We start from the raw sequence: 25,398 nt of genomic DNA, 5'->3' as shown, positions 1-25,398 counted from the left end.
CAAAAACCTCAATCGGCCACGAAAACCAACCTGTCCCTCCCTTCCCCGCCCCTCCGGCACGCACGTGCCGGAGGGGTTTTCGTACTACGGAAGGGTCCAGGCAATTAGGATCGGCAAAAGTACGTGCAGAAGTGAGGTTGTGTGGGCTCTGGGGGCACGAAACGGCACGGCCACGTGTTCAATAACGCCCCGGTGGCCATGACGTGGGAGGCATGTGCCCTCCTAACCCGAGTTCAACAGGCGTAACGTTTTTATTGTATTGCAATATTCTAGAGGCCAACTTCGAAGTGGCCCCTCCGGCGGAGGGGCCACTTACACACAACCTCACTTCTGCACGTAATTTGAGGTCCCGAGGTTGCGAGGACCCCTGCGCGGGGAGAAATCGCGACCAAAAAGCAGGGGTCGCCGGCTCGGCTTCGGCAGAGTCGCCACGCCATGCGCGTCATCTGCTCGAAAGCGGCCAGGCGGTCCCAACAACAAGACGGGCTTGTCTCCTAAGCGACAGTCAGAGTCGCCGTCGCCGAGAGCGTGCCATCGGTGACGGAGAGACGCACGCACCGGGACCCTGCAGCCGGACGCACCACGGCCAGAGCCTCGCCGAAGTAGGTCTGGGTCTCGCCCGTGACGAAGCTCCCCTCGTTGAAGGGCGAAGCGCAGCCAAAGCCGAGGAGGTCCCCACCCTCGACCGAAGCCCTCAGCACACCCCTTGCGAGCGGCCGGGTCTCGCCGTTGGCACCGGTGTAGCGCACGCGGACAAACGCAAGCCGGCCGGCCCCGACGACCGCGCCCTCGTGAGAAACGTCGGGCGCCTCGGCACCGACATGGGTCTCTACCACCGGCTCGCCCTCGCGCCAGACGTCGCGCCGCACGAACCCGCCCGGCACGCCGGCATACTCCACCTCGGCGCGAAGCTCCGTCGGGCCGTCCGCGCTTCTCAGCACGCAACGCCCCAGCTCACGACCATCTGCGCCGAGGGCAACGGCCTCAAGCGAACCAGGCTCGTAGCGGCACGACATCCGCGCCAGGCACGAGCCCCTAAACAGCCTGCGGCCAACCTCACGGCCGTTGAGAAGCAACACCACCGCGTGCGCTCGCGCGTAGACCTCGACGTTGGCAACCCTCCCCTCGCAGCCGTCCCAGCTCCACGATGCAATGGCGTTCGACATCTTCCAGGCGCTTGGCGTGTGCGGCTCGCCCGTATGGTTCACGGGACAAACGGCCAGGTAGGGACCTGCCTCCCCAGCAAGCGCGACGCGCGTGTAGAGCGCCTCCCCCAGGGGCTTGCCCGTAAGGTCCACGCGACCGGAGCCAGCCGTGAGCCAGCCAAACCCGCCCTCGCGAGGCGCGTAGTCGGCATACTCCCAGGCGCCCACGCCCGTCTCGCCCAAGTAGTCCATGCCAGACCACACAAAGTCGCCGATGAGCCGAGGCTCCTTCTTGGCAAGGTCGCTGAACCGCTGTGCATCGGAGCAGAAGGTCTCGCTGCCCAAGATCAGGCGGTGCGGGTAGGCCCGCAGGTCGTGCTTGTAACGGTCGATGCCGTAGTTGTAGCCCGCAACTTCCATCTGCGCGAAGGCGTCGCGCGTGACGCGGTCGCATGCGGGCAGCGCGGCCCCCTTCTTCATGAATCCCGCACCAAGAAGCCCGGCCAGCCTGTTGTAGAACTCGCTTCCCACCGCGCGGTGCGGCGTTGCGCCCTGGCGAGCGGCCTGCTCGGCCTCGCGGCGGGCCTTCTCGTCTGAGTACTGCCCCAGCCCAAGCGAGCTCAGCAGGTTAAAGAAGATGTTGACACCGCAGGTAACGGGTCGCGTAGGATCAAGGGAATGCAGGTGCTCGACCATCTGGCGGGTGAGAAGGACGCCTCGCTCCTGAGCGGTCTCGGCAACCTCGTTGCCAATCGAGTAGAGCACCACGCTGGGGTGGTTGCGGTCCTTCTCGGCCATGTCGGCAAGGTCGCGGCGCCACCATGCGTCGAAGTAGTCAACGTAGTCGTGGAGCGTCTTGTGGATGTACCAGTGGTCAACGTACTCGTCCATGACCAGCACGCCAAGGTGGTCGCAGGCGTCGAGCAGCGCCTTCGAGCAGGGGTTGTGGGCAGAGCGCACGGCGTTGTAGCCCTGCTCGCGCATGAGCAGGGCCTTGCGCCACTCCGCATCGGCAAAGGCGCAGGCACCCAGCACGCCGTTGTCGTGGTGGATACAGGCGCCCCGAAGCACGATGCGGTCACCGTTGAGGAGAAGCCCGTCATCGCCCCACGCAAGGGTGCGGATGCCAAAGAACGTCTCGCCGTGATCGACGGCATTGCCCCCTGCCGCAAGGTCAACGCGGCAACGATAGAGGTCCGGATGGTCCGGCGACCAGGTGCGGGGCTGCGGCACCTCGAGCGTCATCGCCCCGGTTCCGTCCTCGCCCAGCTCGACACTACCCGTGGCGACAGGTTCCTTCGAACTCTCGGGGAGAAGCTTGACCGTTGCCAGCCCGGAGCCGCTCGCCTCGAGCGAGACCTCAACGCAGGCACGGCCGCCGTCCAGCGAGAGTGTCCGCACGGCGATGCCGTTTGGCAACAGGTGGACCGGCTCGCCCACCCACAGCGTGACTGGACGGTAGATGCCGGCACCAGAGTACCAGCGGCTGTTGGGCTGGTCGGAGTTCCTGGCAACAACGCGCAGCTCGCAGGGCCTACCGGGCTCCACAAGCCCAGCAAGGTCCACGTAGAAGTTCGTGTAGCCGTACGGCCGCTCCGCAACAAGCGTGCCGTCGATCCATACCTGGGCCAGATGGTAGACGCCCTCGAACTCGAGGAGGAGGGACTTGCCAGCAAGCTCCTCTGGCGGGGTCCAGGTCTTGGCGTACTCGTAGTCGCGTCCCTCGAACCAGCCGCTGTTCTGGGCCGAGACCGCCTGCGGGCTGCGCGTCTCGCCAATCATTGCGTCGTGGGGAAGCTTAACCGCCTTGAACGGCGCGTCCTCCTCGCCGTCAAGGGCAATCCGCCTGAACTGCCATCCCTCGTTAAACGAAAGACCCTTCATCGCGCACCCTCCACTTCGCATGAAAACGCGTACGAACCGCACCCCACCTCGCGCGTGCTTCCGTCGGGTAGCACGACCTCGCAGGTGGTGCCCAGGGGCACCTCGACCTCAAGCGAGAAGGACGAGCCATCAAGCTTCCAACTACTGGCAAGCCGCCCATAGGGCGTCTCGACCGCACCGTGAGCGGAGCAAAGCCCTCCCCCAACAAGCGGCTGCACGCGTGACCTGCGATATCCCGGCTCAAGCTGCTCTAGGCCCGCCACGCGACGGTAGAGAAAGTCTCCCACCGCACCACTGGCGTAGTGGTTGTACGAGATCATGATGTCCGTGCCGTCGTCGCCGATAGGGCAGTTGCCGTTCTCGTCCAGGCCGTCCCAACGCTCCCAGATGGTTGTTGCGCCATGCACCACCTCGTAGAGCCACGAGGGACACGACGTGCACTCGAGCATCTGGAACGCAGTGTCCTTCTCACCGTTGTCTGCCAGGGCAAAGAGAATGTACGGCGTGCCAGGAAAACCCGTCCCAATGCGGTAGCCGCCCTGCTCAACCAGCTGAGACAGACGCTTCACTGCCGCGCGAAGCTCGTCTCCCTCGAGCATGCCAAACTGGATGGGGAGGACATAGGCAGTCTGGAACTCCTGCTTGAGCCTACCGTGACCGTCGGTGAAGACGTTGCGGTACGCCCTGGCAACGCGCGCGCTCAGGCGGCCGTACTTCTCGGCAGCGTCCTTCTCGTCAAGGATCTTTGCAATGCGGGCCACGAGAGCGCTTGTGTGCTGAAGGCTTGCCGTTGCCGTCCACTTGCTGCGAGCCTGCCACTGGCCCATCTTGGGCACGTCGGGGGCAACCCAGTCGCCGAAGTGGAGCACCGCCGGTGTGTGCCATATGTAGCAGTAGTCGCCCACGCCAAAGCGCGCCCAGAATCGACAGGCGTCAACGTAGCGCCTCATGGTGTCGAAGTTCTCGCGGAGAACCTCAACGTCACCTTCGGCCTGGTAGAGCGCCCACGGCACCAGGACGCAGGCGTCTCCCCAGAAGTCCACCGCCATGGGAGGGATGGTGGTGGGAAAGCCAAAGCCCTGCGCAGGCACCGTTACGGGAATGCCGCCCGTGCGGTACTGCTCGGAGCGCAGGTCGCGCAGCCATTTGCGCAGGAAGCGACCCATGTCAAAGTTGTAGCAGGCCGTTGGGGCAAAGACGGCAATGTCACCCGTCCAGCCCATGCGCTCGTCTCGCTGCGGGCAGTCGGTGGGGATGTCCATGAGGTTAGACTTCGAGCTCCAAACGATGTTTTGCTGCAGGCGGTTGAGACGCTCGTCAGAGCAGCCAAACTCGCCGGTCGTGCGCAGGTCGGAGTAGAGCGCGTGGGCGCAAATCTTGATGTCGCCCTCGTCGACCCCGCTCACCGCAACGTAGCGAAATCCCATGTAGGTAAGGCGCGGCGAGAACTCCTGGCGCCCTTCTCGGCACACATAGGTGAGCGTTGCCTTGGCCGTGCGCAGGAAGTCCGTGTTGAGCGTGCCGTCTGGCTTCAGGATCTCTGCATGGCGCACCGTGATTGTCTGGCTCTCGTGCCCGTCAACCACCAGGTCAACCACGCCGGCGAAGTTCTGCCCAAAGTCATAGACCAGCTCGTCGCCCACCTTTGTGCAGCTCACGGGGCGCATGACCTCATGGGCGCGCACGGGGGCGCCGTCCTCGGCGACAAGCGCGGGGCTCACGCGCAGGGCCTCACGCGCGGCCGGGCGCCAGGTGACGTTGTCCAGGCTCACACGGGCGTCGTACGTCTCACCGTCGTAGAAGCAGGCCATGCGGCATGGCCCATCCTCGGTGACCTGCCAGTCCTCGCCGGTACCCAGGACCTGCGTTGTGCCGTCCGCATACTCCACGCGCACCTCAAGGAGCAGGGCCTGCCTGTCTGCGGTGACCCGGTTCTTGCGCGTGTAGGAGAATGGCCCCACCGCCCAGCCTCCGGCAACGGTGACCACCAGCTCGTTCGAGGAGCCGAGCCGCTTCGTTACGTCATAGGTCTGGTACTGGAGCGTCGAGCCATACGAGGTGAAGCCGGGCGCAAAGTAGCGCTCCCCCACCCGCTGGCCGTTGAGCGAGATGTCGTAGATGCCCAGGGCCGTGGCGTAGACGCGAGCTCGACGCACCTTACCGCCAAGCGAGAAGGCATGCTTGAAGACCATGGGCACAGGCGCCACGCCCTTCTCGTCAAAGCGGTAGGCGGCGTCGCTGATCCACTCCGCCTCCCACGAGCCGCCGAGAAGCCCCGTCTCAAACTCCAGCGTGCCCTCGGCGGACTCCCCGGCGTCATCGGTCGCGCAAACGCGTGCCTGGTAGACGGTACAGGGCGAGAGGGGCGCGCCGTCGTAGCGCACCGCCACCTCGTCCGTACCTCGCCACGTCCAGCCGTTGACCTCGAGCACGACCTCCCGCAGGCTTGCGCCCTGCCGGTCGCTCTCGAAGGCAAAGGAGAAGCGAGGGCGCGCCTCGTCCGTCACGCAACCGGTCTCAAGGTCCTCACAGGCAAAACGCCGTAGCTTCAGCATGCAATCCCCCACTTCAAAGAAGGGCGGGCACGGGACGCATCCCCTGCCCGCCCAGTACTACCCATTCTCGCCGACGCGCGCCCGCCGGCCAAGGTCTGGCTACTTTGCGCTCTTGCCGTGGCCCAGGAAGGCGGCAATCACGGAAAAGAGCCAGGTCACCAGCGAGATGACGATAACCGCAACGGCCTGGGTGGCCGCCTCGTGCGCCTCGACGTTGCCCAGCTCGAGGTTCGAGCCAAGGACCTGCGCCAGGGACTCGACGCGGGCGGAGATAAACATCACGCCGGCAACCGCAAGGCAGCAGGGCACGGCAACGCGCAGCACGTCAGAGACAATGGCCAGGGCATAGCCCTCCTTGCCACGGCCAAGGGCAAGGACGATGACCTCCGCCGCAATGGCAACAACGAGCAGGGCGGCGATGACCGGGTTGAGGTCGACGTAGTACGCGCGGGTCGCGTTCATCACGTAGAGCACGAACGTCACGATGCTCAGCAGGCAGACAATGGCGTTGAAGACGCCAGCTGCCCCCATGGACTTCTTGGCAGATCCCATTAGTTCTCCTCCTTGGCTTCCGTGGCGTCATGCGCACCCTTGACGGCATCGCGGACGTAGAGCGCACCAAACACTGCGGCAAGTCCGTAGCCGGCCACCGTGGCGCCGTTGAGCGCCATCTCCCACCAGGGCGTCACTCGCACGGTCTTGATGTTCTGCGCAGCGCTCTGGGCAAATGCGTAGAGCTGGTACTTCATGTTCTGGCGGGCATACTCGACGAGCGTCGCGTCGCTGGCGATGAGGTCGTGGGTCATGTACGGCCAGCTCTCCTGGACATCGGTGAGGGTCTCGTCGGTCGAGAAGTCGGCCATCATCGTGACGCCGCCGTAGATGCACGTCTCCGGGCGGAAATAGCCGGGGTTGTTCACCATGTCGGTCGACATGAGGCCCTTGAATCCCCACTCGCCTCGCAGGATGTTGCGGAGAAGCCCCCAGGAGCCGTTGACGGGGGTTGCGCCGACCCTGCCGAAGGCGGTCATGATGCCGAGGGCGCCAGCGTCCTCGAAGGAGGCGCGGAACGCGCGGAGCTCGCCCTCGCGGGCCTTCTGCTCGGTCATGTACGGGGCAACACCGGCGCGCTTGGTCTCCTGGTCGTTGAAGGCGAAGTGCTTGGGGCCGATGATGATGCCGTACTCGAGCGCGCCCTCGACCGTACGCGCGGACATGAGGCTCGAGAGCACCGGATCCTCGGAGTAGTACTCGAAGTTACGGCCGTTGTAGGGGCAGCGGTGCAGGTTCGCCGCAGCGCCCCACAGGAGGTAGTTGCCGCTCCAGAGGCCGTCGTTGCCGAGAAGCTCGCCCCAGCTCTTGGCGATGTCCTCGCTGAAGGTGCTAGCGATGGTCGTCTCGTTAGCCATGGTGTTGAGCACGTAGTTGGCGTTGACGTCGTCGGTGTGCAGGCCGCGGCCGGCGAGCGTGGTGCCAAAGCCGTTGGGGCCGTCGTTCTGGTAGACCACGGGGTTCTCGATCTCGGGGATGACGTCCGACTGGCTGCCGCCCTTGATGATCTTCGCGAAGAGCGTGTCAACGGGAATCTCGTCGACGAGCTTGTCCCACTGGGCGTCGTCGATGTTGTCGTCGCCCGCAAGGCTGGAGAGCGTGAGGCCAGCGGGTGCGCCGTTGACGTCTGCGACCTCGCCGTTCTTCGTGATCTGGTACTCCTCGCAGCAGAGGTTCCTGACCCATTCCTCCTGCTTGTCTCCGCCAATGGTGAGGTCGTCGTAGGTGCGCGGGAAGGTGCCGTTCCAGTCGCTTCTCGAGAGGGGTGTTGCGTAGCCGGGCTGGTAGTAGTTCACGTCGGCATCTGCGAGCTGGTTGGCAATCTCGGTGCCGTTCTTGGACTTGGCGAGCGTCGACTCGTCGACCGTGCCCTCGGAGCCGATGGGCTTGATGCTCACCAGGGAGGCGTCTCCCGTGGCCCCGTTGCCCTGCGCTGCCAGGACGCTGTTCACGGCGTCGTGGGCATCCTCGGCAAGCACGAAGCAGTAGTCGCCGCCATCGAGGATCCAGCCGCCCTTGCCGCCCTTGGCGGAGGAGTCCCAGCTTGCCATGTCGTAGAGGTCGGCAGTGATGGTGAGCTGCTGGTCGTCGCCAGGCTTGAGCTCGTCGGTCTTGGCAACGCCAATCAGCTGGATGGCGGACTTCTCGACGCCAGCCTTCTTATCGTAGTCGGTGTAGGGGACAGAGACGTAGAGCTGGGCCACGTGCTTGCCGGCAACGGAGCCGGTGTTGGTGACGGTGACCTTGGCAGTGACGGTCTTCTCGTCTGTGTTCACCTGAACGTCGTCGAGCGTCTGCTGGAAGGTGGTGTAGGAGAGGCCGTAGCCAAACGGGTAGACGACCTCGTCGTCGTAGTTCCACGACGACGCGCCGTTGGAGGCGCCTGCCGCGCCGGTTGCATTGCCGGCACCCGTGACGGAGTCGTAGTAGCGGGTCTCGTAGTACTTGTAGCCCGTGTAGATGCCCTCGGCCTCAACGACATAGTAGGCCGAAGCGGTGCTGTTCTCTCCGCCGAGGAAACCGCCCGCGATGTCGGTGCCCATGGCACCCATGAGGGAATCTGGCCAGGTGACCATGCTCGTATCGGCAATCTTGATCGAGCCGAAGTTCTGGGAGCTGGGCGCCATGGCGGTGTCCACCGCGTACGTGTCCGCCAGGCAGCCGGAGGGGCTCACGGTGCCGTTGAGGATATCCGCGATTCCCAGCGTGCCGTAGGCGCCGGGGAAGCCGATGTTAAGAATCGCCGCAATCTTGGGGTCATCCTTGAGGTCGCCAAGCTCCATGGTCGAGCCGCTGTTGACCATCACGATGACCTTGTCGAAGTTCTCCTCGGCAAGCTGGATGAGCGCACGCTCGTTGGTGCAGATGCCCAGCGGGTTCTTAGTTCCGTAGGTCTCGGCGTCAATGCCGGCAGCGCCGGGGTAGTAGTCGCTGCCCTCGGATCCGGGGCGGGAGAGCACCACGATTGCCGCGTCACCGTACTCGGCGAAGCTGCTGGCAAAGTCCTCGCTCGCGCCGCCCTCGCTCACATAGGTGTCAAAGGAGGGCTCGTTGGGCACGTACGGGGTCGCGAACCCGGCAGGACGATACTTGTAGGCAACCGACTGCATCCAGGGCGTGGGGTTTACCGCCGTGGTGTCCTCAACGGCGCCCAGGGTCTCGTAGATGCTGGTCATGGTTGGGTTGATATCGAAGCCGCCCTGCTCAAGCGCCGAGACAAGGTCGACGGCGTCCTCCGTGGTGATCGAAGAGCCCATCTTGCCGCCCAGGAAGGGATACATCGAGCCCATGCCCAGGAGCGTGACCTTGGCCCCCTTGGCAAGCGGCAGGGCCTGGCCCTCGTTCTTCATAAGGACGGTGCCCTCCTGGCCAACGCGACGGCCAAGGTCCTCGTGGGCCTTTACGAGGTCGTCCGTCGAAGCGATGCTCGGCGTGAACTTATCGTCTGCGGTCTGCTCGGTACTTGTCGTACCCAGCGCAGAGTCGATGGTTCCTCTCCAGGAATCAGCAACGCCATGTGCGCCCGTCAGCCCAAGGCCGGCAGACAGCGCGAGGGCAACAGCACCGCGGCGCGTGACCTGCTTCTGTTCTATCCCCATCCGATTGCTCCCTCCAACTGCGTGATTGCTGGCAGCACTTCGGTGATCGCCCCCGCGACCCGTCGTACGGTCAGCCCTTCCGGCATCCGTGCCGTTTTACGTAAAAAATCATGCCATATGTGACAAATTTTGTGAAAACGATTTTCCGTCAGTGGTATAGGCACGCCTGTGAGCGCGTTATGTAGCTCTCTGCGGGCTTGCTTTGCGCCAAAATGGGCGGCACTCCCCACTGTGGGGTAGTGCCGCCCACTGGTGTGCGGTGAGCTTGGAAAGACTTCGCCCTTCTCGCTAGCCTTGCTTCTCGCTCGCAATGGTGCGGTTGAAGAGCTCGAGGTTGTACTCGTTGGCATCTCGCGAGCTGTGGAAAAGGAGCAGCAGGAGCGATTCCAGCACGTAGTTGATTGAGTTGTGGGAGAAGTCGAAGTCGTTCACGAGCAGGTGGTCGCGCGAGACCACCTTAAGGACAACGTCCGCGCGGTCGGCGAGGGGCGATTCCTCGTTGCGCGTGATCACGATGGTTGAGACGCCGCGGTCGATTGCGTTGTTCATGATTTTGCGCAAGCGATCCGAGCGGCCGGAGTTGGAAATCACTACCAGGCAATCTTCCGGCTGCATGAGCGAGGCGGTAATCATGGCACCGTCGCTCGTGGAGGGAGAGATGGCGTTGACGCCGGCCTGCGAGAACTTGATGGCAGCGCTCTGCGCGATGGGCAGGGAGCTGCCCACGCCAACAAACATCGCGATGCGTGCGGAAGAGAGGGCGCCCACTGCCTTGGAGACGCCTTCCTCGCTGAGGGAGGCAAACGTGCTTCTCAGCTCCTCGATCTTGGTCTCCAGGACGTAATCGAGCGAGCCTTGGACGTCCGCGAGCCCAATGCCGCGCGAGTCATCGAACGAGCGCTCCTTGCTTGCGGTTTCCTCGCGCGCAAGGGCATAGCGCATGTCGGCGAAGCTCGCGTAGCCAAGCGAGCGGACGAAGCGCGAGACGGTTGTGTTAGAGATGCCGGAAAGTCGGGCGATCTCCACCGCCGAAAGGGACGAGACGGTCCCCTTGTGGGTAAGGATGAAATCCGCAACGGCCTTCTCGGCATCCGAAAGGTCCTCGTAGCGCTGGAGGATTGCATCGACGACCCCGCTGTGGCTCTCGTTTCCTGTCATGGCATCCCCTCTCTGGATAGGCCTCTAGGGTAGCACCCGGAGGAGCCGAAGGCGTCATCGAGAGGCGCGCCCTTCTCGCGTTATCCTAGGCACAACCAGCTTGCAACGAGGGGAGTCGCATGGACAAGGGTCGGATGGAAGCGTTCAGCGATGGCGTGATTGCTATCATCATCACAATCATGGTGTTGGGCATCACCGCACCCGATGGCGACGAGCTTGCAGACCTGCTGGGGCTGCTGCCAGGCATTGCGGCGTATGCCGTAAGCTTTGTTGGCGTGGGGACGTACTGGAACAACCACCATCACCTGCTCAAGCTGGTCAACCGCGTGACTGGCCGCATGCTCTGGTCGAACCTCGCGTTTCTCTTTGTCCTCTCGTTCTTTCCGCTGGCAACCGACTGGATGCAGAAGACGGAGTTCGCCGCGCTGCCCACCACCTGCTACGTAATAGTGAACATGCTGGTCTCGGTTGCCTACATGAATCTTGAACGCGTCATTCGGCGCAATCTCAGCCGTTCATGCCCTCCCAACCCAGCAAATGACCGAGAGATGGAGCGCCGCGCAATGGTTGAGGAGCGTTCCCTTCTCAAGGAGCGACTCACCCTTGGGCTTGAGGCAATTGCGCTGGTACTCGCCCTTGTTCTACCAAAGTCCCACGTTGCCCTTGTGGCGGTGGTCATCGCGTTTCTGCTGTGGATCGTCCCCGATCTGCGCATTGTTCGGCTGCTCGACTTCCTCGCGGAGGAAGAGGAGGGCTAAGGATCCGGCGATCATGGTCCGGGCCCGGGTCCGGGTCAAGAGGTTCGTGCCCGTGGCTCGCCACCGTATGACTTGTAGAACCCGTTTCGAACCTGATCGAAGCCTCTCCTGGTCAAGAATTGCCGTCTTCGCTGCACAAAAAAGCTCTATCGGACGGGGAAACGGAAGTCACTGCATAAAAGTGCGCTATCGTACAGTCCTTTCTGGCGAGTAATATCAACTATTTAATTATATTTACAAGATTATGCATACTATTTAAATAATATACAAATTTTTGCATAGTTAGTTAAATTATTGATAATAGTTGGTAAAAAGCACTGTCCGATAGACCACTTTTGTGCAGCCGAGCGCCAAAAGCCGTCCGATAAAGCAAAATTATGCATCGGAGCGGGGCCGCCAACCCGTAGCACCCGGAATTGGTCGAGCACGCATTGCCACCTTTGCCCTATTCGTCCATGCCGGGACGTCGCCGAAGGCGCTTTACCGCCCCGCGCCTGCCCTTTTCATCAAGGCGTCGACGCACAGATGCCCTGGTAGGCTTTGTTGCATGACGCTTCTTTGGCCGCCGAGAGCGCCGAAGCAGCTCGGCGTGAATCTTCTCGAGGCAGCGCTCCCTGTTCTGGAGCTGGCTACGAGACTCCCTGCTCACCACGGTAATGCCGGTGGGCACGTGGCGCATGCGCACGGCTGAGTCGGTGGTGTTGACGCCTTGGTCGCCCGGGCCTGTAGCCCGAAACGCCTCTGCCACGCACTGGCGAGCAAGCTCCGAACTGCCTAGGTGGGCAAAGCTGGCATAATCTTGGTATGTGAACCTCTTCTCCATGTGTCAGCCGCCTACCCCCTAAGCCCTTCGAGCCACGCTCTCCACGTGCTGCAGCTCAAAGCGCCAGCGCTGCGTGACATCAGGGTACTTCCCCCGATCAACCGGCGAGAGGAACATCGCCTTGGGTCGGACCCAAAGCGAGCCGTCCCCATAGAGCTTGCGGTAAACCACGACCTCCTCGCCGTTCTCGGAATCATGCGCCACGTCTTCGACAAGGTAGAAGTCGCCTTTGAAGTGTCGGTAAATCCCATGGATGACCAGGGGGTTCTCCGCTTCGGGTTCCGGCGCCGCTTCGGGCTCCGGCGCGGCGGCTCCCGCTGCGGCCCGCTCCTCAAGCGCCTGCTCGAGGCACGCCCTCACGCGACCCTTGCACTTGCCGCACTTGGTCCCGGCACCGGTCATGCGCTTGACGTCAGCCAAGCCAGTCGCGCCCGCAGCAACCGCAGCCTCCACATCCGCCCTGGTCACATGCTTGCAACCGCAAACGACGTCCTTCTCGGCTCCCTTGCCACCGTGCTTCTTGCCCTTGCCCATGTCGCTCCCAACGTCACAAAACCATGGCACCATACTGCGCCCCTCGCGGCGCAAGCCCCTCGGACGGCCTCCCTACACACTACAATGAACCCCATGCGAAATCGAGGAATACGGGAGGAAGCATGGGGAAGCCGCATCGGCCGGAATGCGTGAAGGCGGCGCTTTTCGACTTCGATGGCACGCTCGCAGACACCGAGCGCTTTGGCATCGAGCTGGACGAGAAGGCCTACGCCTCCTATGGCATCGAGCCAACGGAGGCCGAGAAGGCATCGCTGTCCGGGACCGACGGCTTGGAGTCCATCCCCGTGCTCTTCCGCGCACACGGCATGGACGTAAGCGCCGCCGAGTTCTTTGCCCGTCGTGGACCAAGCGACATCATCTACCAGGAGCTCCCCATCAAGGCATCCCCCGGGGCACGTCTGCTCATGCAGCGACTTCATGCGGCGGGCGCACGCATCGCCGTGGTCTCGACCACGCGGCACGCGCTCGTAGAGGCGGGCCTTGCGCGCGTTGGCCTTGCCGACCTCGTCGAGCTTGTGATTGGCGGAGATGACGTCGGGCGGCACAAGCCTCACCCAGAGCCATACACCCACGCGCTCGAAGCGTTTGACGTGGCGCCCGCGGAGGCCGTGGCGTTCGAGGACTCGCCCTCGGGAGTTGCGTCGGCGCAGGCGGCAGGCGTGTACACGCTGGGGTTCACGGGTTCATGCGTGCCGCAGGAGCTTCCAGCCGCAGACGAGCGGTTCTCGTCATTCCAAGAGCTACGCTGGTAAAGGCCGTGCGCGGTGCGGGCGGCCCCAAAGCGTGACGCTGGCAGCGCCCAACCTCAGCGCCGGCCCTACTTTGCAAGGCCTTTTCCTGTTGCGCACCGCACCGTGGCCGTCCTGCTCGCTCACCTATAATGGCATAGCGAAATCAGCAGTCACAGCAAAGGGGCCCAGATGGACATCACGCCGCAGGAAGTATCCGAGACGCTTGCCATGGTCACGGAGCAAAACCTCGACCTCCGGACGATCACCATGGGCATCTCGCTCGCAGGCTGCGCCGACGAGGACATGGATCGCATGTGCGACAAGATCTACGACCGCATCACGCACCAGGCCGAGAACCTCGTCTCCGTTGCCGACGACCTGGCCTCCGAGTACGGCATCCCCATTGCGAACAAGCGCGTCTCGGTGACGCCGGTTGCACAGGTGGCGGCAGGCTGCGCAGACGAAGACCTCTCCCCCATCGCGCACGCCATGGACCGCGCCGCCCAGACGCTCGGCATCGACTTCATGGGCGGCTTCTCGGCGCTGGTTCAGAAGGGCATCGGCAACGCCGACCGCCGCCTCATCAACTCGGTGCCCGAGGCGCTCGCCACCACCGAGCGCGTGTGCTCCTCGCTGAACATTGCCTCTACCAGGGCCGGCATCAACATGGATGCCGTGCTTCTCTCGGCCCAGACCATCCTCGAGTGCGCGCGCCGCACCACGGACATCGACTGCTACGGCGCGGCGAAGTTCGTGGTCTTTGCCAACATGGTGGAGGACTCGCCGTTCATGGCCGGCGCGGTGCACGGAACCGGCGAGGCCGACGCCGTGATTAACGTGGGCGTCTCCGGCCCAGGCGTGATGGCGGCGGCGCTGGAGCAGCTACCCGACGATGCAAACCTCATGGAAGTCGCCGAGACCATCAAGAGGACTGCGTTCAAGATCACGCGCGCCGGCGAGCTGATGAGTCGCGAGGCGTCGCGCCGACTGGGCGTCGAGAAGGGCATCGTGGACCTGTCGCTTGCGCCCACTCCCGCTGCCGGCGACTCCGTGGCGAAGATCCTCGAGATCATCGGCGTGGGCGAGTGCGGCGGCCCCGGCACCACCTGCGCGCTGGCGCTGCTCAACGACTGCGTCAAGAAGGGCGGCGTCATGGCGAGCTCCAGCGTGGGCGGGCTCTCCGGCGCCTTTATCCCCGTCTCCGAAGACGCCGGGATGATTCGCGCCGCCGAGGACGGGTCGCTCTCCATCGAGAAGCTCGAGGCCATGACCAGCGTGTGCTCCGTGGGTCTCGACATGATTGCCATCCCTGGCGACACGCCCGTGGAGGCCATTGCCGGCATTATCGCCGACGAGATGGCCATCGGCGTCATCAACACCAAGACTACGGCCGTGCGCCTGATTCCCGCGATTGGCCACAAGGACGGCGACACGCTGGAGTTTGGCGGCCTCTTTGGCAGTGCGCCGGTCATGAGTGTGAACCGCTTCGCCGGGAACGTCCTGGCACACCGCGGCGGTCGCTTCCCCGCGCCGCTCAACAGCCTGAAGAACTAGGGTCGCAAGTTTTCTCGCCGAAAGGCTTTTCGCCGCGACACCAACCCTGTCGCGGCGTTCATTTTGCCCAAACCTCACACGTGATATTTCTAAATTGATATATCTCAGAAAACGACCAGTTGGCATGTAGATGATATCAATTTAGAAATATCACGTGTGAGGTTGAGGAACGGCGCAAGAGGAAGAAAAGGCCGCTACCTCTCGCGTTGGCGCGGCATGAGCTCCGCGTAGAGGCGCCGACGTCGCAGGGCGCAGATCTCATCCGGGGCATCCAAACTAATCCCAAGTGCACAAGCAAGCTGTCTGGCGAGAAGCTCAACTCCCGCCAAAGACCGCACCATCTGCGGAGCGGCCCGGAAAACCCGATACCCAAGAGCCGTAAGGATGTTGGCGCGAACAGCATCCGTACCTGCGTCTTTCTCATCCCGAAAATGAAACCCCCCGCTGTCGTACTCCAACGCTACCCGCATCTCTGGCCAAAGGAAATCGGGCGACACTTGATCCCTGTCGGACAGTGCTCCACGATACCCCGACACATCAACGGGCTTATTGAGCACTGGGCGAGGCAAACCAAAGCCACCGTATTCCACAGGCAGCGCAAACAGCAGAGCCAACGCCGTCTCCATTGGCGACGCTGAGCCATCAAAGGCCAGCCGGGCTGCTTTGCTCGCACGCGACGCCGCAGTCGTGCGCTCTGCCCTGGCCGTCATAAGCTCCAACCCACCGCAGCTCATGATGGGCGAAATACGGTATCGCGTTGACTCGCCAGGCATACCCAGCCGATACGACCCGGCAAACTCACAGGCGAGGACCGCCGCCGCCACAATCCGGCGCTCGTGCTCCCAGACGAGTGGGCTGTCCGCCATCGCATGGTCTTCAAGCCCCAAATCCGCCAGCATTCTGGCCTCTGCAGCAACTGCTGCAGCATGCGCGTCGAGAAGCCCATCCAGCCGCGCAGTTGCTCCGGCGAACTGCATGATGGTGAACTCTGGTCCGCTGAGCAGTACATCATCGCCAACAACAAAACACGAATTCGCAGGAAGCTCGGCAGACCACACATGAAAATGGGCTCTGCGACCGCTGCTCCTCATCTGCTGAGAGGGCACAAGGAGGTGCGTCGGAGCCGAACGAACCCCAAGGGAAGTTAGGTCAACCTTCTCGCAGAGCTGACGGTACTCGCGCTGCGTCGAGACACACTGATCACCTGAAAGCTTCTGCGAGACAGGTGGCCAGCACTCAGTCGGAAGCGTCGAGCGCGCAGAGAGAAACCTCAATGCCTCACAGGCGGAGTCATGAGACAAAAGCGCGTACATGGTGACGCCTCCTTATGCCGAAACTCGCGCATTTCAACTAATAACCTCACACGTGGTGTTTCTTTTCTTATATTCAGCGACAAAATCCCTGATGGGTAATAGCGATTATAGAAAAAGAAACATCACGTGTGAGGTTTTTGAGCACGAGAAGAGCATGCGAGAAGAACGGCTGGGAGCTCCCCAGAAGGCGCCTGTCTACCCCAGGAAGCGTACCTCGGGCTCCAGGCGCACGCCAAACTGGCGCTCGACCTCGTCCTGGACGTGCGCGATAACCGCACGAACGTCCGCTGCCGTGGCTCCGCCCACGTTGACCACGAAACCAGCGTGCTTCTTCGAGACGGCAGCGCCACCCACCTGGTAGCCGCGCAGACCAGCATCGGTCACGAGCTTGCCAACAAAGTAGCCCTCAGGACGCTTAAATGTGGAGCCAGCGCTTGGCAGCTCAAGCGGCTGCTTCTCCTCGCGCCTGCGCGTGAGCTCGTCCATGGTCTCGCGAATCTTCTCGGGGTCGACACGGTCAAGGTCGAAGGTCGCCGAGAGAACCACCATGCCCTCGTCCGCAATCCGGCTGTGACGGTAGCCCAGGTCAAGCTCGTCAACGGGAATGGTCTCCTCGTGGCCATCCTGGTGCAGCACGTGTACGTTCTTGAGAACGTCTGCCATGCAGCCGCCGTACGCGCCCGCGTTCATGAAGCAGGCCCCGCCAATGGAACCGGGAATGCCACATGCAAACTCAAGGCCAGAAAGCCCCAGCTCGCATGCCATCTCGGAGGCCTCACGCAGGGTCACACCCGCCTGGCACCACATCTCGTCGTCATCGACGCTCACGCCAACGAGGCCGTCAGCCACGGCAACAATCACGCCGCGGTACCCCTCGTCCGCAACCAGAAGGTCCGAGCCGCGGCCCAGCACGAAGTAAGGCACTCCCTCCTGCTTGCAGGCATCGATAACGTCATGGACCTCGTCAAAGTCCTCGGGAATCACAAAGAGGTCGGCCGGGCCGCCAATCTCGAACGACGTGTGCTCGCTCATCGGCTCGTTCACAAGGACGTTGTCCTCGCCAACAATCGAGCGAAGCTTCCAGGCGAGCGGTTGCAAGTGGTCGTCGCCGGTAGTGCCACTTTCGGACATCTTGCTCCTCAGTTTGGGTTTTGCACGCTACATACACGCGCTTGGCTCTTGAGTATAGCAAGGTGGGCTACGATGTTGGATGTTGTGCGCGGGCCTTCACCCTGCGCTTACACTCCCGACACCACAAACACGGAAGGCCGTTCCGCATGTCATTCCAAAAGCGCTGGCTGCCCATCCTCCTGGCTGGAATCTTCGTCGTTGCCATGGTGGGTGCCTCGGTGCTCATCGGCTCGCCCGAGGTCCTCTTCCCCGAGATGACCGCCATCCTCTGCGGCGCGTGGATCCAGCCCAAGCAGGCCTGGAACGTCAACCGTCCTCGCATGCTCGCACTTATGACCACCGGCGCCGTCTTTGGCCTGGTTATGAACCTTGCCTTCCCCGACATTCCGCTGCCTGTCCGCGCGGTCATCGGCTACGCCTTCTGCGCCCTGTGCATGAACATTGCCGGTGCCGACATGACCCCCATGCTCTCGGCGGCGATCCTTCCCATGCTCCTGGGGACCGACTCCTGGATCTACCCCGTGGCCGTCTTCGTGCTGGTGGTCCTCGTCGAGCTGGGCCAGGTTGCCCTCGAGCGCGTGGGCCTGCGTGAGACAATCGACTACCATCCCTTCCGCCTTCCCATCGAGCAGGCCCTTGCAACCTGGACTCGCCGCTTGTGCGTGTTCGCGCTGTTCGCGGTGCCTGCCTATGCCACCGGCAACGTGTTTCTCGCGGTCCCACCGCTGCTCGTGGCCTACACCGAGCTTACCCGCCCCGACTTCACGCTGCGCCTGCGCCCATGGCGGGCCTGGGCAGTTCTCGCCATCGCAGGCATCATTGGCACGCTGGCGAGAGACGCTGTGGTCAACTTTGGCCTGCCCAGCCCGCTTGTGGCGGCGTTTGCGTTCGTCGGACTGGTGCTTGCCTGGAACGGTTTACGCACCTGGATGCCGCCTGCGGGCGCCGTGGTGCTTCTCGCCTTCCTGGTGCCCTGGTCAAACCCCTGGCTCTATGCCGTGGAGGTTGCGCTGGGTGCCGCGGTGTGGGTGTGCGCCGCACTCGCCCTCTTTCCGGGCATCCGTCCCGCGTTTGCCGACAAGGACAAGGGTACCGCACACAACACACCCGAGGAGGGCACCGAGGTCTAACTTCTCCGATGCGCACGCGCCGCTTGCATGCTGCTTTCCAAGTGCTATAGTTCGGCTGACAGTTTCAGGGCGGGGTGAGATTCCCCACTGGTGGTGACGCGCAACCGCGCGAAGTCCGCGACCCGCTAAAAAGGCGGCTGACCTGGTGAGATTCCAGGACCAACGGTTACAGTCCGGATGGAAGAAACGGAGAAGCCACTATGGCACCCACTTCATCACGCAACGCAAGCCACTCCACGCACGCGGCCTCGGGCTGGGACACCCGGCGCATCGCGGTAACCGCGCTTCTCTGCGCCATGGCCGCCATTTGCACGCTGCTGCTTGAGTTTCCCATCCTGCCCGGCGTCACGTGGCTCAAGTACGACCCCTCGGGCATCGTGGCGCTCATCGCGGGCTTTGCGTTTGGACCTGCCACCGGAGCCGTGGTCTCGGTCATTCCGTACCTGGTGCACATCGCCACGGCAAGCGGCGTCTATGGCGTGATCATGGCGATCCTGGCCACGTTCTCACTGGTCATGCCCGCGTCTCTCATCTACCGCAGGCAGTGCACCATGCGCGGAGCGGTGCTTGGCCTTGTGGTTGGCGGCATCGTCTGCCTGGCCGCCTGCATCGTGGGCAACCTCATTGTGACGCCGTTCTACACCGGAATGCCGCTCGACGCGGTTATCGCCCTCATCGTGCCGGCGCTGCTGCCCTTCAACCTTATCAAGATTGTCATCAACTGCGTCGTGTTTGTCCTCATCATGAGGCCCGCCTTCAAGGCCATGGGCATCGAGGTCCCCAACGCAGGAGACGCCCGCTAGATGGCGCAGCCGGCCGCAACTACGACTACCAGCGCAAACGCGAGCGAGACGCCCATCGTCTCGCTCGCGCACGTGACGCTTGCCTATGGCGACCTGCGGGCGCTTGATAACGTCTCGCTCGACGTGCGCCAAGGCGAGCGCCTCTGCGTCCTGGGTGCCAACGGTTCCGGAAAGTCCACGCTGGCATCGGTCATCTGCGGGCTTCTCGCCCCAGACGCTGGCGAGGTCACGCTTGTGGGCGAGAAGGTCTTTGAGGCCGGCTCCGCAGACTTTGACGCCTACCGCCGCGCCCGCCGCAAGCTGGGGCTTGTCTTCCAGAACCCCGAGGACCAGATCGTTACCAGCGTGGTCGAGGAGGACGTGGCATTTGGCCCCGAGAACCTCGGCCTTCCACCCGAGAGAATCGAGCACCTGGTTCGCCGCGAGCTGCACCGCGTTGCCATGGAGCGCTATGCCAAGGCGGACCCGGCGCGCCTCTCCGGCGGCCAGCGCCAGCGCGTGACCATTGCCGGCGCGCTTGCCATGGAGCCTCGCGTGCTGGTGCTCGATGAGCCCTCGTCCTCGCTCGACGTGCGCGGGAGGCGCTCGGTCATGAAGGTTGTCGAGAAGCTCCGTGGCGTGGGCTGCACCGTGGTCCACGTAACGCACTTCATGGACGAGGCGCTTGGCGCAGATCGTGTGGTGGTGCTCGACCACGGCCACGTTGCCTTGGCAGGAACGCCGCAGGAGGTCTTCTCGCACGTAGAGGAGGTACGCGGCCTGGGCCTGGAGGAGCCCTTCGCCGGACAGCTCTCCTCGCAGCTGCGCGAGCGCGGGCTGGACGTCTCCTGGACCTGCGACGAGGGCGCGCTTCTCGCCGACCTGGCGAGAAGAACGAGCGGCCACCGCGCTGGGCGTGTAGCCGCTGCGCCAGGCGATGCGCCTCACGGCGGCGGAGCACCCGTGGTGCGCGCAGAGGACGTGCGCTTCTCGTACGAGCAGTCCCGCCGCCGGCGCCGCGCTGACGCCGCGCCCGCAGCCCTTGACGGCGTGACGATTGACGTGCCACATGGCGCGCACGTTGCGTTGGTGGGACAGACGGGTTCGGGCAAGTCCACGCTGCTGCGTCTCATTGCGGCACTCGAGGTACCTGACCAGGGTCGCATTGAGGTGGATGGCATCCCCACGGCAGACCGTCGCGACCGGCGTCGGCTCCATGGCCGCGTGGGCTACGTGATGCAGCGCCCGGAGCGCCAGCTCTTTGCGGAGACCGTAGCGCAGGATGTGGCCTACGGCCCCTCCAACCTGGGGCTTTCTCCCAGCGAGGTGGACCAGCGCGTGAGGCGTGCGCTTGACCTCGTGGGTCTTGTGGGCAAGGACGACGCCTCGCCGTTCCAGCTCTCCGGCGGGCAGCAGCGCCTCTGCGCGCTTGCCGGCATCCTCGCCATGGAGCCCAACCTTCTCGTCTTGGACGAGCCAACCGCCGGCCTTGACCCGCGGGGCCGCCGCAAGCTGCGGCGCATACTCGACGGCCTCAACGCCGACGGTACTACGCTTGTCGAGGTCACGCACGCGATGGAGGACGCCGCACGGGCAGACCTCGTGGCGGTGCTCGACGGCGGGCGCGTGGTGCTCACGGACACGCCAGCCCAAGTCTTCTCGACAGACAATGCCGAGAAGCTCCACGACATGGGGCTGGGCATCCCCCATCCGCTCGCCTTTGCGCGGGTGCTGGAGGATGCCGGCTACCCGCCACTGGGAGACCCGCTCACCAACGAGACCCTGGCAGACGCCATCGTCCGCGCAGCCGGCGCGGCCGACAGGCCCAGCGCTCCTAGCGCGGCCGGTACGTCCGCAACAGCCGACGGGAGGGACGAGTAGCCATGGCACTTCGCATCTCCGTGGGCCAGTACTACGCCGCAGACTCCACCATCCACCGGCTTGACCCCCGCACCAAGACGGCCTGCGCTCTGGCGCTCATGATTGCCACGTTCTTCGTGCACTCCCCGCTTGGGCTGGCGGCGCTTGCGGCCAGCGTGCTCGCGCTGCTTCTTGCGGCGCGCGTCCCGGCTGGCGAGGTCCTCTCGTCCGTGCGAGGCGTGCTCTGGGTGCTTCTCATCCTTGCAGTCTTCAACCTGCTGCTCATTCGCGATGGCAGCGTGCTTCTCGCCGCGGGACCCATCACGATAACCATGGGCGGCACGTGGTCGGCGGTGCTCTATCCGGTGCGCGTGTTTGCCGCCATCGTGGTTGGCGCGCTGCTTCTGCTCACCACCACGCCCACCGAGCTGGGCGACGCCTTCGACGCCGCATGCTCGCCGCTCACCAGGCTGGGCCTTCCCGGCCACGAGCTGGCCATGGTCTTCTCGCTCATGCTGCGCTTTATCCCCACGCTGGCAAACGACGCCTCGGCCATCATGAACGCCCAGGTTGCGCGCGGTGGCGAGGTGGCGCGCGGCAGCCTGGGCCGGCGCCTTCGCGCAGTGGGCTCGGTGCTTGTGGCGCTCATGGCAAGCTCGATGAACCATGCCGACGACCTCGCGCGCGCCCTCGATGCGCGCTGCTACGAGAGCGGCGGCACGCGCTCGCACTGGCACCCGCTGCACTTTGGCGCGCGTGACGCCGTGGCCTTTGCCGCCACTGCGGCCCTAGTCGCCCTACTCGTCACGCTGGGATGAGACAAAGGGAGTTTCCCTTTGTCTCATCGGATGAAGTTCATCCAGGAACCGCCCTTGACCTCGGGCGCGGGCACGCCGGCGGCGCGGCCAGCCTCGATGCTCTTGAGCAGCCACGCCATGTTGCGCCCCAGGTTGCGCATGGTCTTCATGCCCTCGACGTCCAGCGCGGCCTCGCCGGTCTTGGCGCCGTAGACCATGTTCCAGTACGACGAGCCCACGGTGATCATGTTGGCGATGCCAAAGTACTTGTTCATCACGTCAAACGACGCGGTGCAGCCACCGCGGCGCGCCACGGTCACGCAGGCGCCCGGCTTGAAGGCAAACTGGCCGCTCTCGCTGTAGAAGACGCGGTCGAGGAAGGACAGCACGCGACCTGCGGGGTGCGCGTAGTAGACGGGCGTGCCAAAGACAAAACCGTCGGCTGAGGCGGCCTTCTCGACAAACTCGTTCACGCCGTCGTCATCAAAGACGCAGCGACCCAGCTTGGAGCACTTGCCGCAGCTTATGCAGTCGCGCGCAGGCGCAAGCGGCAGGTGGTAGACCTCGGTGTCTATGCCCTGCTCGGCAAGCGTGTTTGCCACCTCCGCCAGCGCGATACCGGTGTTTCCCTTGGGGCTAATACCCCCGTTGAGCATAAGGACCTTCATGTGCGTTCCCCCTCTCGGATGAGACAAAGGGACTGTCCCTTTGTCTCATCCGAGCGTACCATTCTGGGGAGGAGGGGTTGCCATGACTGAACAGTCCACGTTCTTCGCTATCGTCTCGAGGATGAAGTACATCGAGCGCTGGGCGCTCATGCGCAGTGCCCGCCCGGAGAACCTCTCCGAGCACTCCCTCGAGGTGGCGGCCATCGCACACGGCCTGGCAACCTTGGGCAACGTCCGCCACGGACGACACCTTGACGCCGAGAAGGCCGCGCTCATCGGCCTCTTCCACGACACCACAGAGATCGTGACCGGCGACATGCCCACGCCCGTGAAGTACGCCAACCGCGGCATCCGCGACGCCTACAAGGATGTGGAGAGAAGCGCCGAGGACACGCTGCTCGACACGCTGCCAGAAGACCTGCGTCCCACCTACGAGGCGATCTTCCGCGGCGACCCAGCAGACGAGGACGACGTCTACCTGCGACGCCTGGTGAAAGCCGCCGACAAGATCTCGGCACTCATCAAGTGCGTCGACGAGGCGCAGTCCGGAAACGCCGAGTTCAAGACTGCCGAGAAGGGCATCCGCGCCAAGGTGGACGAGATGGCCGCGCAGATGCCCGAGGTCGCGGACTTCGTGGCGGAGTTTCTCCCCAGCTACGGCAAGACGCTCGACCAGCTGCTCTAGGCGCGCAGCGCAACGACGACCGCAGCGGCCGCGCGGACCGGGCACCCCGGCACGCGCGGCCTTCTCGTCCTACTCCACAACCACTGGCACAAACTGGTACGTGTGGCAGTCCACGTAGCCTCGGTTGGTAAGCCGCAGGTCTGGGATGCAGGCAAGCGAGAGAAGCGCCATGGTCATGAACGGCGAGGGCATCGTGCAGCCCATCTTTGCCCAGGCGGCCTCGGCGCCACGGACCTCTGCGGCGACCTCTTCCACGCTCTTGGGGCTCATGAGGCCGAGAATGGGCAGCTTCACCTGACCAAGAACTTTGCCGTCCTCGACGGCAACCTCGCCTCCGCCGCAGTCCACAAGAAGACTTGCCGCCAGTGCCATGTCTTCGTCGTTATCGCCAATGACCAGCAGGTTATGGGCATCGTGGGCAACAGTCTGCGCAAGCGCACCATGGATGCCAAAGCCCTTGGCAAACCCGTAGGCAAACGAGCCCGTGTTGTGATGGCGCTCGAAGACAAAGGCCTTCAGGATGTCGTCTGCGGGCGAGCACTCCAGGTAGCCGTCGACCACGGGCACCTCGAGGTGCTCCTCCTTGGTGATGGTGGAGCCGGCGCTCGAGGTCATCACGCGCACCACAGCGCGGTCTGCCGTGATGGGCGAGCCGTCCGCGCGGACGGCGGGAATGCGGAAAATCTCGGGCTTGATGTCTGCCGCCACGTGCATGGAGTTGAACATGAAGTTGGGCCAGAGGTAGGGCTCTGGCGAGAAGAGCGCCGCGCCGTCTTGGGCCACAAGCTCACCGTCGATGAAGGTGTGCGTCACGCGGAAGCCCTTGAGATCCTCGAGAATCACGAGGTCGGCGCACTTGCCCGGCGTGACGGAGCCCAGGTCGCGCGACATGCCAAAACAGTCTGCCACGTTGATCGTGACCATCTGGATTGCCGAGACGGGATCGATGCCATAGCCCACGGCCTTGCGCAGGATACGGTCGAGGTGGCCCTCGGAGACCAGAGTCTCGGGGTGGTTGTCGTCAGAGACAAGGTTCACGTGGCGCGTATCGATGTTGTTCTCGGTGATGACGTGGGCCAGCTCCTCGAGGTTCTTCCAGGCGGAACCCTCGCGCAGCTGCGCATACTGGCCCAGGCGGAGCTTGGCGAGCGCCTCTTCGCGCGTGATGGACTCGTGGCAGCAGGAGATACCGGAGGCTATATAGGCGTTGAGCTGGCGGTCTGTGTCTGGCACGGTGAAGTGGCCGGTCAGGGTCTTGTCGGCCTTGAGGGTCTCGTCCATCTCGGAGAGCGGACCCTCGTCGCAGGAAAGGACGCCTGGGTCGTTCATCATCTCGCCGAGACCCACCACGGCGTCCCAGCCCATGGTCTCGCGGATGTCCTTGGCATCAATCTTGGAACCGGTGTCCTCAAAGCCCGGTACCGCGGGCACGCACGAGCCAGGCGTGACCATGCACTTGAGCGGCACGCGCTCGGAGTCGCGGATGAGCTCCTTCAGCGCGGGCAGGCCAGCGACGTTCATGGCCTCGTGCGGGTCCCAGTAGATGCCGGTTGTGCCATGCGGCACCACGGCGCGGGCGTACTCGGAGGGGCCCACCATAGCAGACTCCACATGGATGTGGCCGTCCATGAAGCCCGGTGCCACGTAGCGGCCAGCGGCATCGATGACGGCGGTCTTCTCGCCAATGCAGTGCTCGGCCGTGTGACCGTCAATGCCCAAGTAGGCAACGCGCCCCGCGGCAACGGCGATGTCTGCGTCCTCGAGGACCTCGTGCGTGGTGACGCTTACCAGCCGGGCGTGACGAATGACAAGGTCAGCGGGCTCTTGGCCCTGTGCCACGCGGATGAGCGTACGGTTGCATTCCCACAACGGACTCTTGCAAAAGCGATTGAGCATGACAGCCCCTCTCGACGCCCGACTTTTAAATTGTCAAAACGTTACCAGCCCTGTGTTGCAGTGCAGCAACAATTCTGCGAGCGGTACGCAAAGGTTTGCTCGGGGCGCGGTCCCTCCTCCCCTGCCCTGACAAGAGACGCGCGTCACACATTCGTTGCCGATTGTGTGACGCGCGCAGGTCGATACAGATTCGTCTCACGAATGTGTTGCGGTCGCATGGTCTTGGGCCGAGGCCCGGAATCGCTAACCGATCGAAAATTGCAAGATGGGAGTGCCAGACGAGACAATCGTGCAGATTCCCAGGGCGCCGCAACCGCAGACAA

General features: G+C 63.8%; 19 protein-coding genes and 1 riboswitch. Of the genes, 8 read left to right on the top strand and 11 right to left on the bottom strand.

The features are described from left to right. Positions 1–494 precede the first annotated feature (494 nt). The 5 genes from AUL39_RS07960 to AUL39_RS07940 all read right to left on the bottom strand — a co-directional run bounded on the left by AUL39_RS07960 (position 495) and on the right by AUL39_RS07940 (position 10,392). Entirely contained in the window at positions 495–3,029 is a 2,535-nt protein-coding gene (locus AUL39_RS07960) for a glycoside hydrolase family 2 TIM barrel-domain containing protein (RefSeq protein ID WP_059055061.1), read from the bottom strand. Then, on the bottom strand, positions 3,026–5,584 hold the full coding sequence (locus AUL39_RS07955) for a family 78 glycoside hydrolase catalytic domain (protein WP_059055060.1): 2,559 nt from the start codon (positions 5,582–5,584) through the stop codon (positions 3,026–3,028). Before AUL39_RS07955 ends, AUL39_RS07960 begins: the two co-directional genes overlap by 4 nt. A 99-nt stretch (positions 5,585–5,683) precedes the next feature. Beyond that, positions 5,684–6,136, bottom strand: coding sequence for a hypothetical protein (locus AUL39_RS07950; protein WP_059055059.1), 453 nt, complete (start codon positions 6,134–6,136; stop codon positions 5,684–5,686). Beyond that, positions 6,136–9,234 carry a glycoside hydrolase family 3 C-terminal domain-containing protein gene (locus AUL39_RS07945; protein WP_059055058.1) on the bottom strand — a complete coding sequence of 1,033 codons (3,099 nt, stop codon included), beginning with the start codon at positions 9,232–9,234 and terminating at the stop codon, positions 6,136–6,138. Before AUL39_RS07945 ends, AUL39_RS07950 begins: the two co-directional genes overlap by 1 nt. A 288-nt stretch (positions 9,235–9,522) precedes the next feature. After that, positions 9,523–10,392 (bottom strand): MurR/RpiR family transcriptional regulator, encoded by an 870-nt coding sequence (locus tag AUL39_RS07940; RefSeq protein ID WP_059055057.1) that lies wholly within the window; start codon positions 10,390–10,392, stop codon positions 9,523–9,525. A 119-nt stretch (positions 10,393–10,511) separates the two neighbouring features. Between AUL39_RS07940 and AUL39_RS07935 the strand changes: the two genes are divergently transcribed. Further along, on the top strand, positions 10,512–11,150 hold the full coding sequence (locus AUL39_RS07935) for a TMEM175 family protein (RefSeq protein WP_059055056.1): 639 nt from the start codon (positions 10,512–10,514) through the stop codon (positions 11,148–11,150). A gap of 445 nt (positions 11,151–11,595) precedes the next feature. On the opposite strand, the gene AUL39_RS07930 is transcribed toward AUL39_RS07935, so the two are convergent. Continuing rightward, the gene (locus AUL39_RS07930) at positions 11,596–11,973 is read right to left on the bottom strand and encodes a peptide chain release factor family protein (protein WP_059055055.1); all 378 of its coding nucleotides are present in this window, start codon (positions 11,971–11,973) and stop codon (positions 11,596–11,598) included. Positions 11,974–11,991: 18 nt separating this feature from the next. Beyond that, positions 11,992–12,507: a DUF1653 domain-containing protein gene (locus AUL39_RS11355; RefSeq protein ID WP_235810805.1), complete on the bottom strand. Its 516-nt coding sequence runs from the start codon at positions 12,505–12,507 to the stop codon at positions 11,992–11,994. Positions 12,508–12,629: 122 nt separating this feature from the next. Here AUL39_RS11355 and AUL39_RS07920 point away from each other — a divergent pair, with 122 nt between their 5' ends. Together AUL39_RS07920 and AUL39_RS07915 are read left to right on the top strand one after the other, a co-directional pair. Further along, positions 12,630–13,280: an HAD family hydrolase gene (locus AUL39_RS07920; RefSeq protein WP_160327053.1), complete on the top strand. Its 651-nt coding sequence runs from the start codon at positions 12,630–12,632 to the stop codon at positions 13,278–13,280. Between the two features lie 168 nt (positions 13,281–13,448). Continuing rightward, the gene (locus tag AUL39_RS07915) at positions 13,449–14,813 is read left to right on the top strand and encodes a PFL family protein (RefSeq protein WP_059055053.1); all 1,365 of its coding nucleotides are present in this window, start codon (positions 13,449–13,451) and stop codon (positions 14,811–14,813) included. 194 nt (positions 14,814–15,007) lie between these two features. Here AUL39_RS07915 and AUL39_RS07910 read toward each other — a convergent pair whose 3' ends face one another. Together AUL39_RS07910 and murB are read right to left on the bottom strand one after the other, a co-directional pair. Then, on the bottom strand, positions 15,008–16,126 hold the full coding sequence (locus tag AUL39_RS07910) for a PDDEXK family nuclease (RefSeq protein ID WP_059055052.1): 1,119 nt from the start codon (positions 16,124–16,126) through the stop codon (positions 15,008–15,010). Positions 16,127–16,321: 195 nt separating this feature from the next. Beyond that, entirely contained in the window at positions 16,322–17,257 is a 936-nt protein-coding gene (gene murB, locus AUL39_RS07905) for a UDP-N-acetylmuramate dehydrogenase (RefSeq protein ID WP_059055051.1), read from the bottom strand. Positions 17,258–17,403: 146 nt separating this feature from the next. Here murB and AUL39_RS07900 point away from each other — a divergent pair, with 146 nt between their 5' ends. From AUL39_RS07900 to AUL39_RS07885, 4 genes are all read left to right on the top strand, one after another. Further along, positions 17,404–18,387: a hypothetical protein gene (locus AUL39_RS07900; protein WP_059055050.1), complete on the top strand. Its 984-nt coding sequence runs from the start codon at positions 17,404–17,406 to the stop codon at positions 18,385–18,387. A 56-nt stretch (positions 18,388–18,443) separates the two neighbouring features. Beyond that, positions 18,444–18,580: riboswitch (FMN riboswitch) on the top strand. 7 nt (positions 18,581–18,587) lie between these two features. Further along, a complete protein-coding gene (locus AUL39_RS07895; protein ID WP_059055049.1) occupies positions 18,588–19,190 on the top strand; it encodes an ECF transporter S component in 603 nt (200 codons plus the stop codon). Beyond that, on the top strand, positions 19,191–21,050 hold the full coding sequence (locus tag AUL39_RS07890) for an ABC transporter ATP-binding protein (protein ID WP_070807594.1): 1,860 nt from the start codon (positions 19,191–19,193) through the stop codon (positions 21,048–21,050). 2 nt (positions 21,051–21,052) lie between these two features. Beyond that, entirely contained in the window at positions 21,053–21,847 is a 795-nt protein-coding gene (locus tag AUL39_RS07885; protein WP_059055048.1) for an energy-coupling factor transporter transmembrane component T family protein, read from the top strand. Between the two features lie 23 nt (positions 21,848–21,870). On the opposite strand, the gene AUL39_RS07880 is transcribed toward AUL39_RS07885, so the two are convergent. After that, complete coding sequence (locus tag AUL39_RS07880) at positions 21,871–22,494, bottom strand: flavodoxin family protein (protein WP_059055047.1); 624 nt, start codon at positions 22,492–22,494, stop codon at positions 21,871–21,873. 82 nt (positions 22,495–22,576) lie between these two features. Here AUL39_RS07880 and yfbR point away from each other — a divergent pair, with 82 nt between their 5' ends. Continuing rightward, a complete protein-coding gene (gene yfbR, locus AUL39_RS07875; protein WP_059055046.1) occupies positions 22,577–23,179 on the top strand; it encodes a 5'-deoxynucleotidase in 603 nt (200 codons plus the stop codon). Between the two features lie 69 nt (positions 23,180–23,248). Here the strand turns inward: yfbR and AUL39_RS07870 are convergent, their stop codons facing one another. Beyond that, a complete protein-coding gene (locus tag AUL39_RS07870; protein WP_059055045.1) occupies positions 23,249–25,075 on the bottom strand; it encodes an adenine deaminase in 1,827 nt (608 codons plus the stop codon). Positions 25,076–25,398 lie beyond the last annotated feature (323 nt).

The sequence above is a fragment of the Tractidigestivibacter scatoligenes genome, from assembly GCF_001494635.1.
GTDB classification, from domain to species: domain Bacteria; phylum Actinomycetota; class Coriobacteriia; order Coriobacteriales; family Atopobiaceae; genus Tractidigestivibacter; species Tractidigestivibacter scatoligenes.
This window is presented reverse-complemented; position numbering and strand designations above follow the sequence as displayed.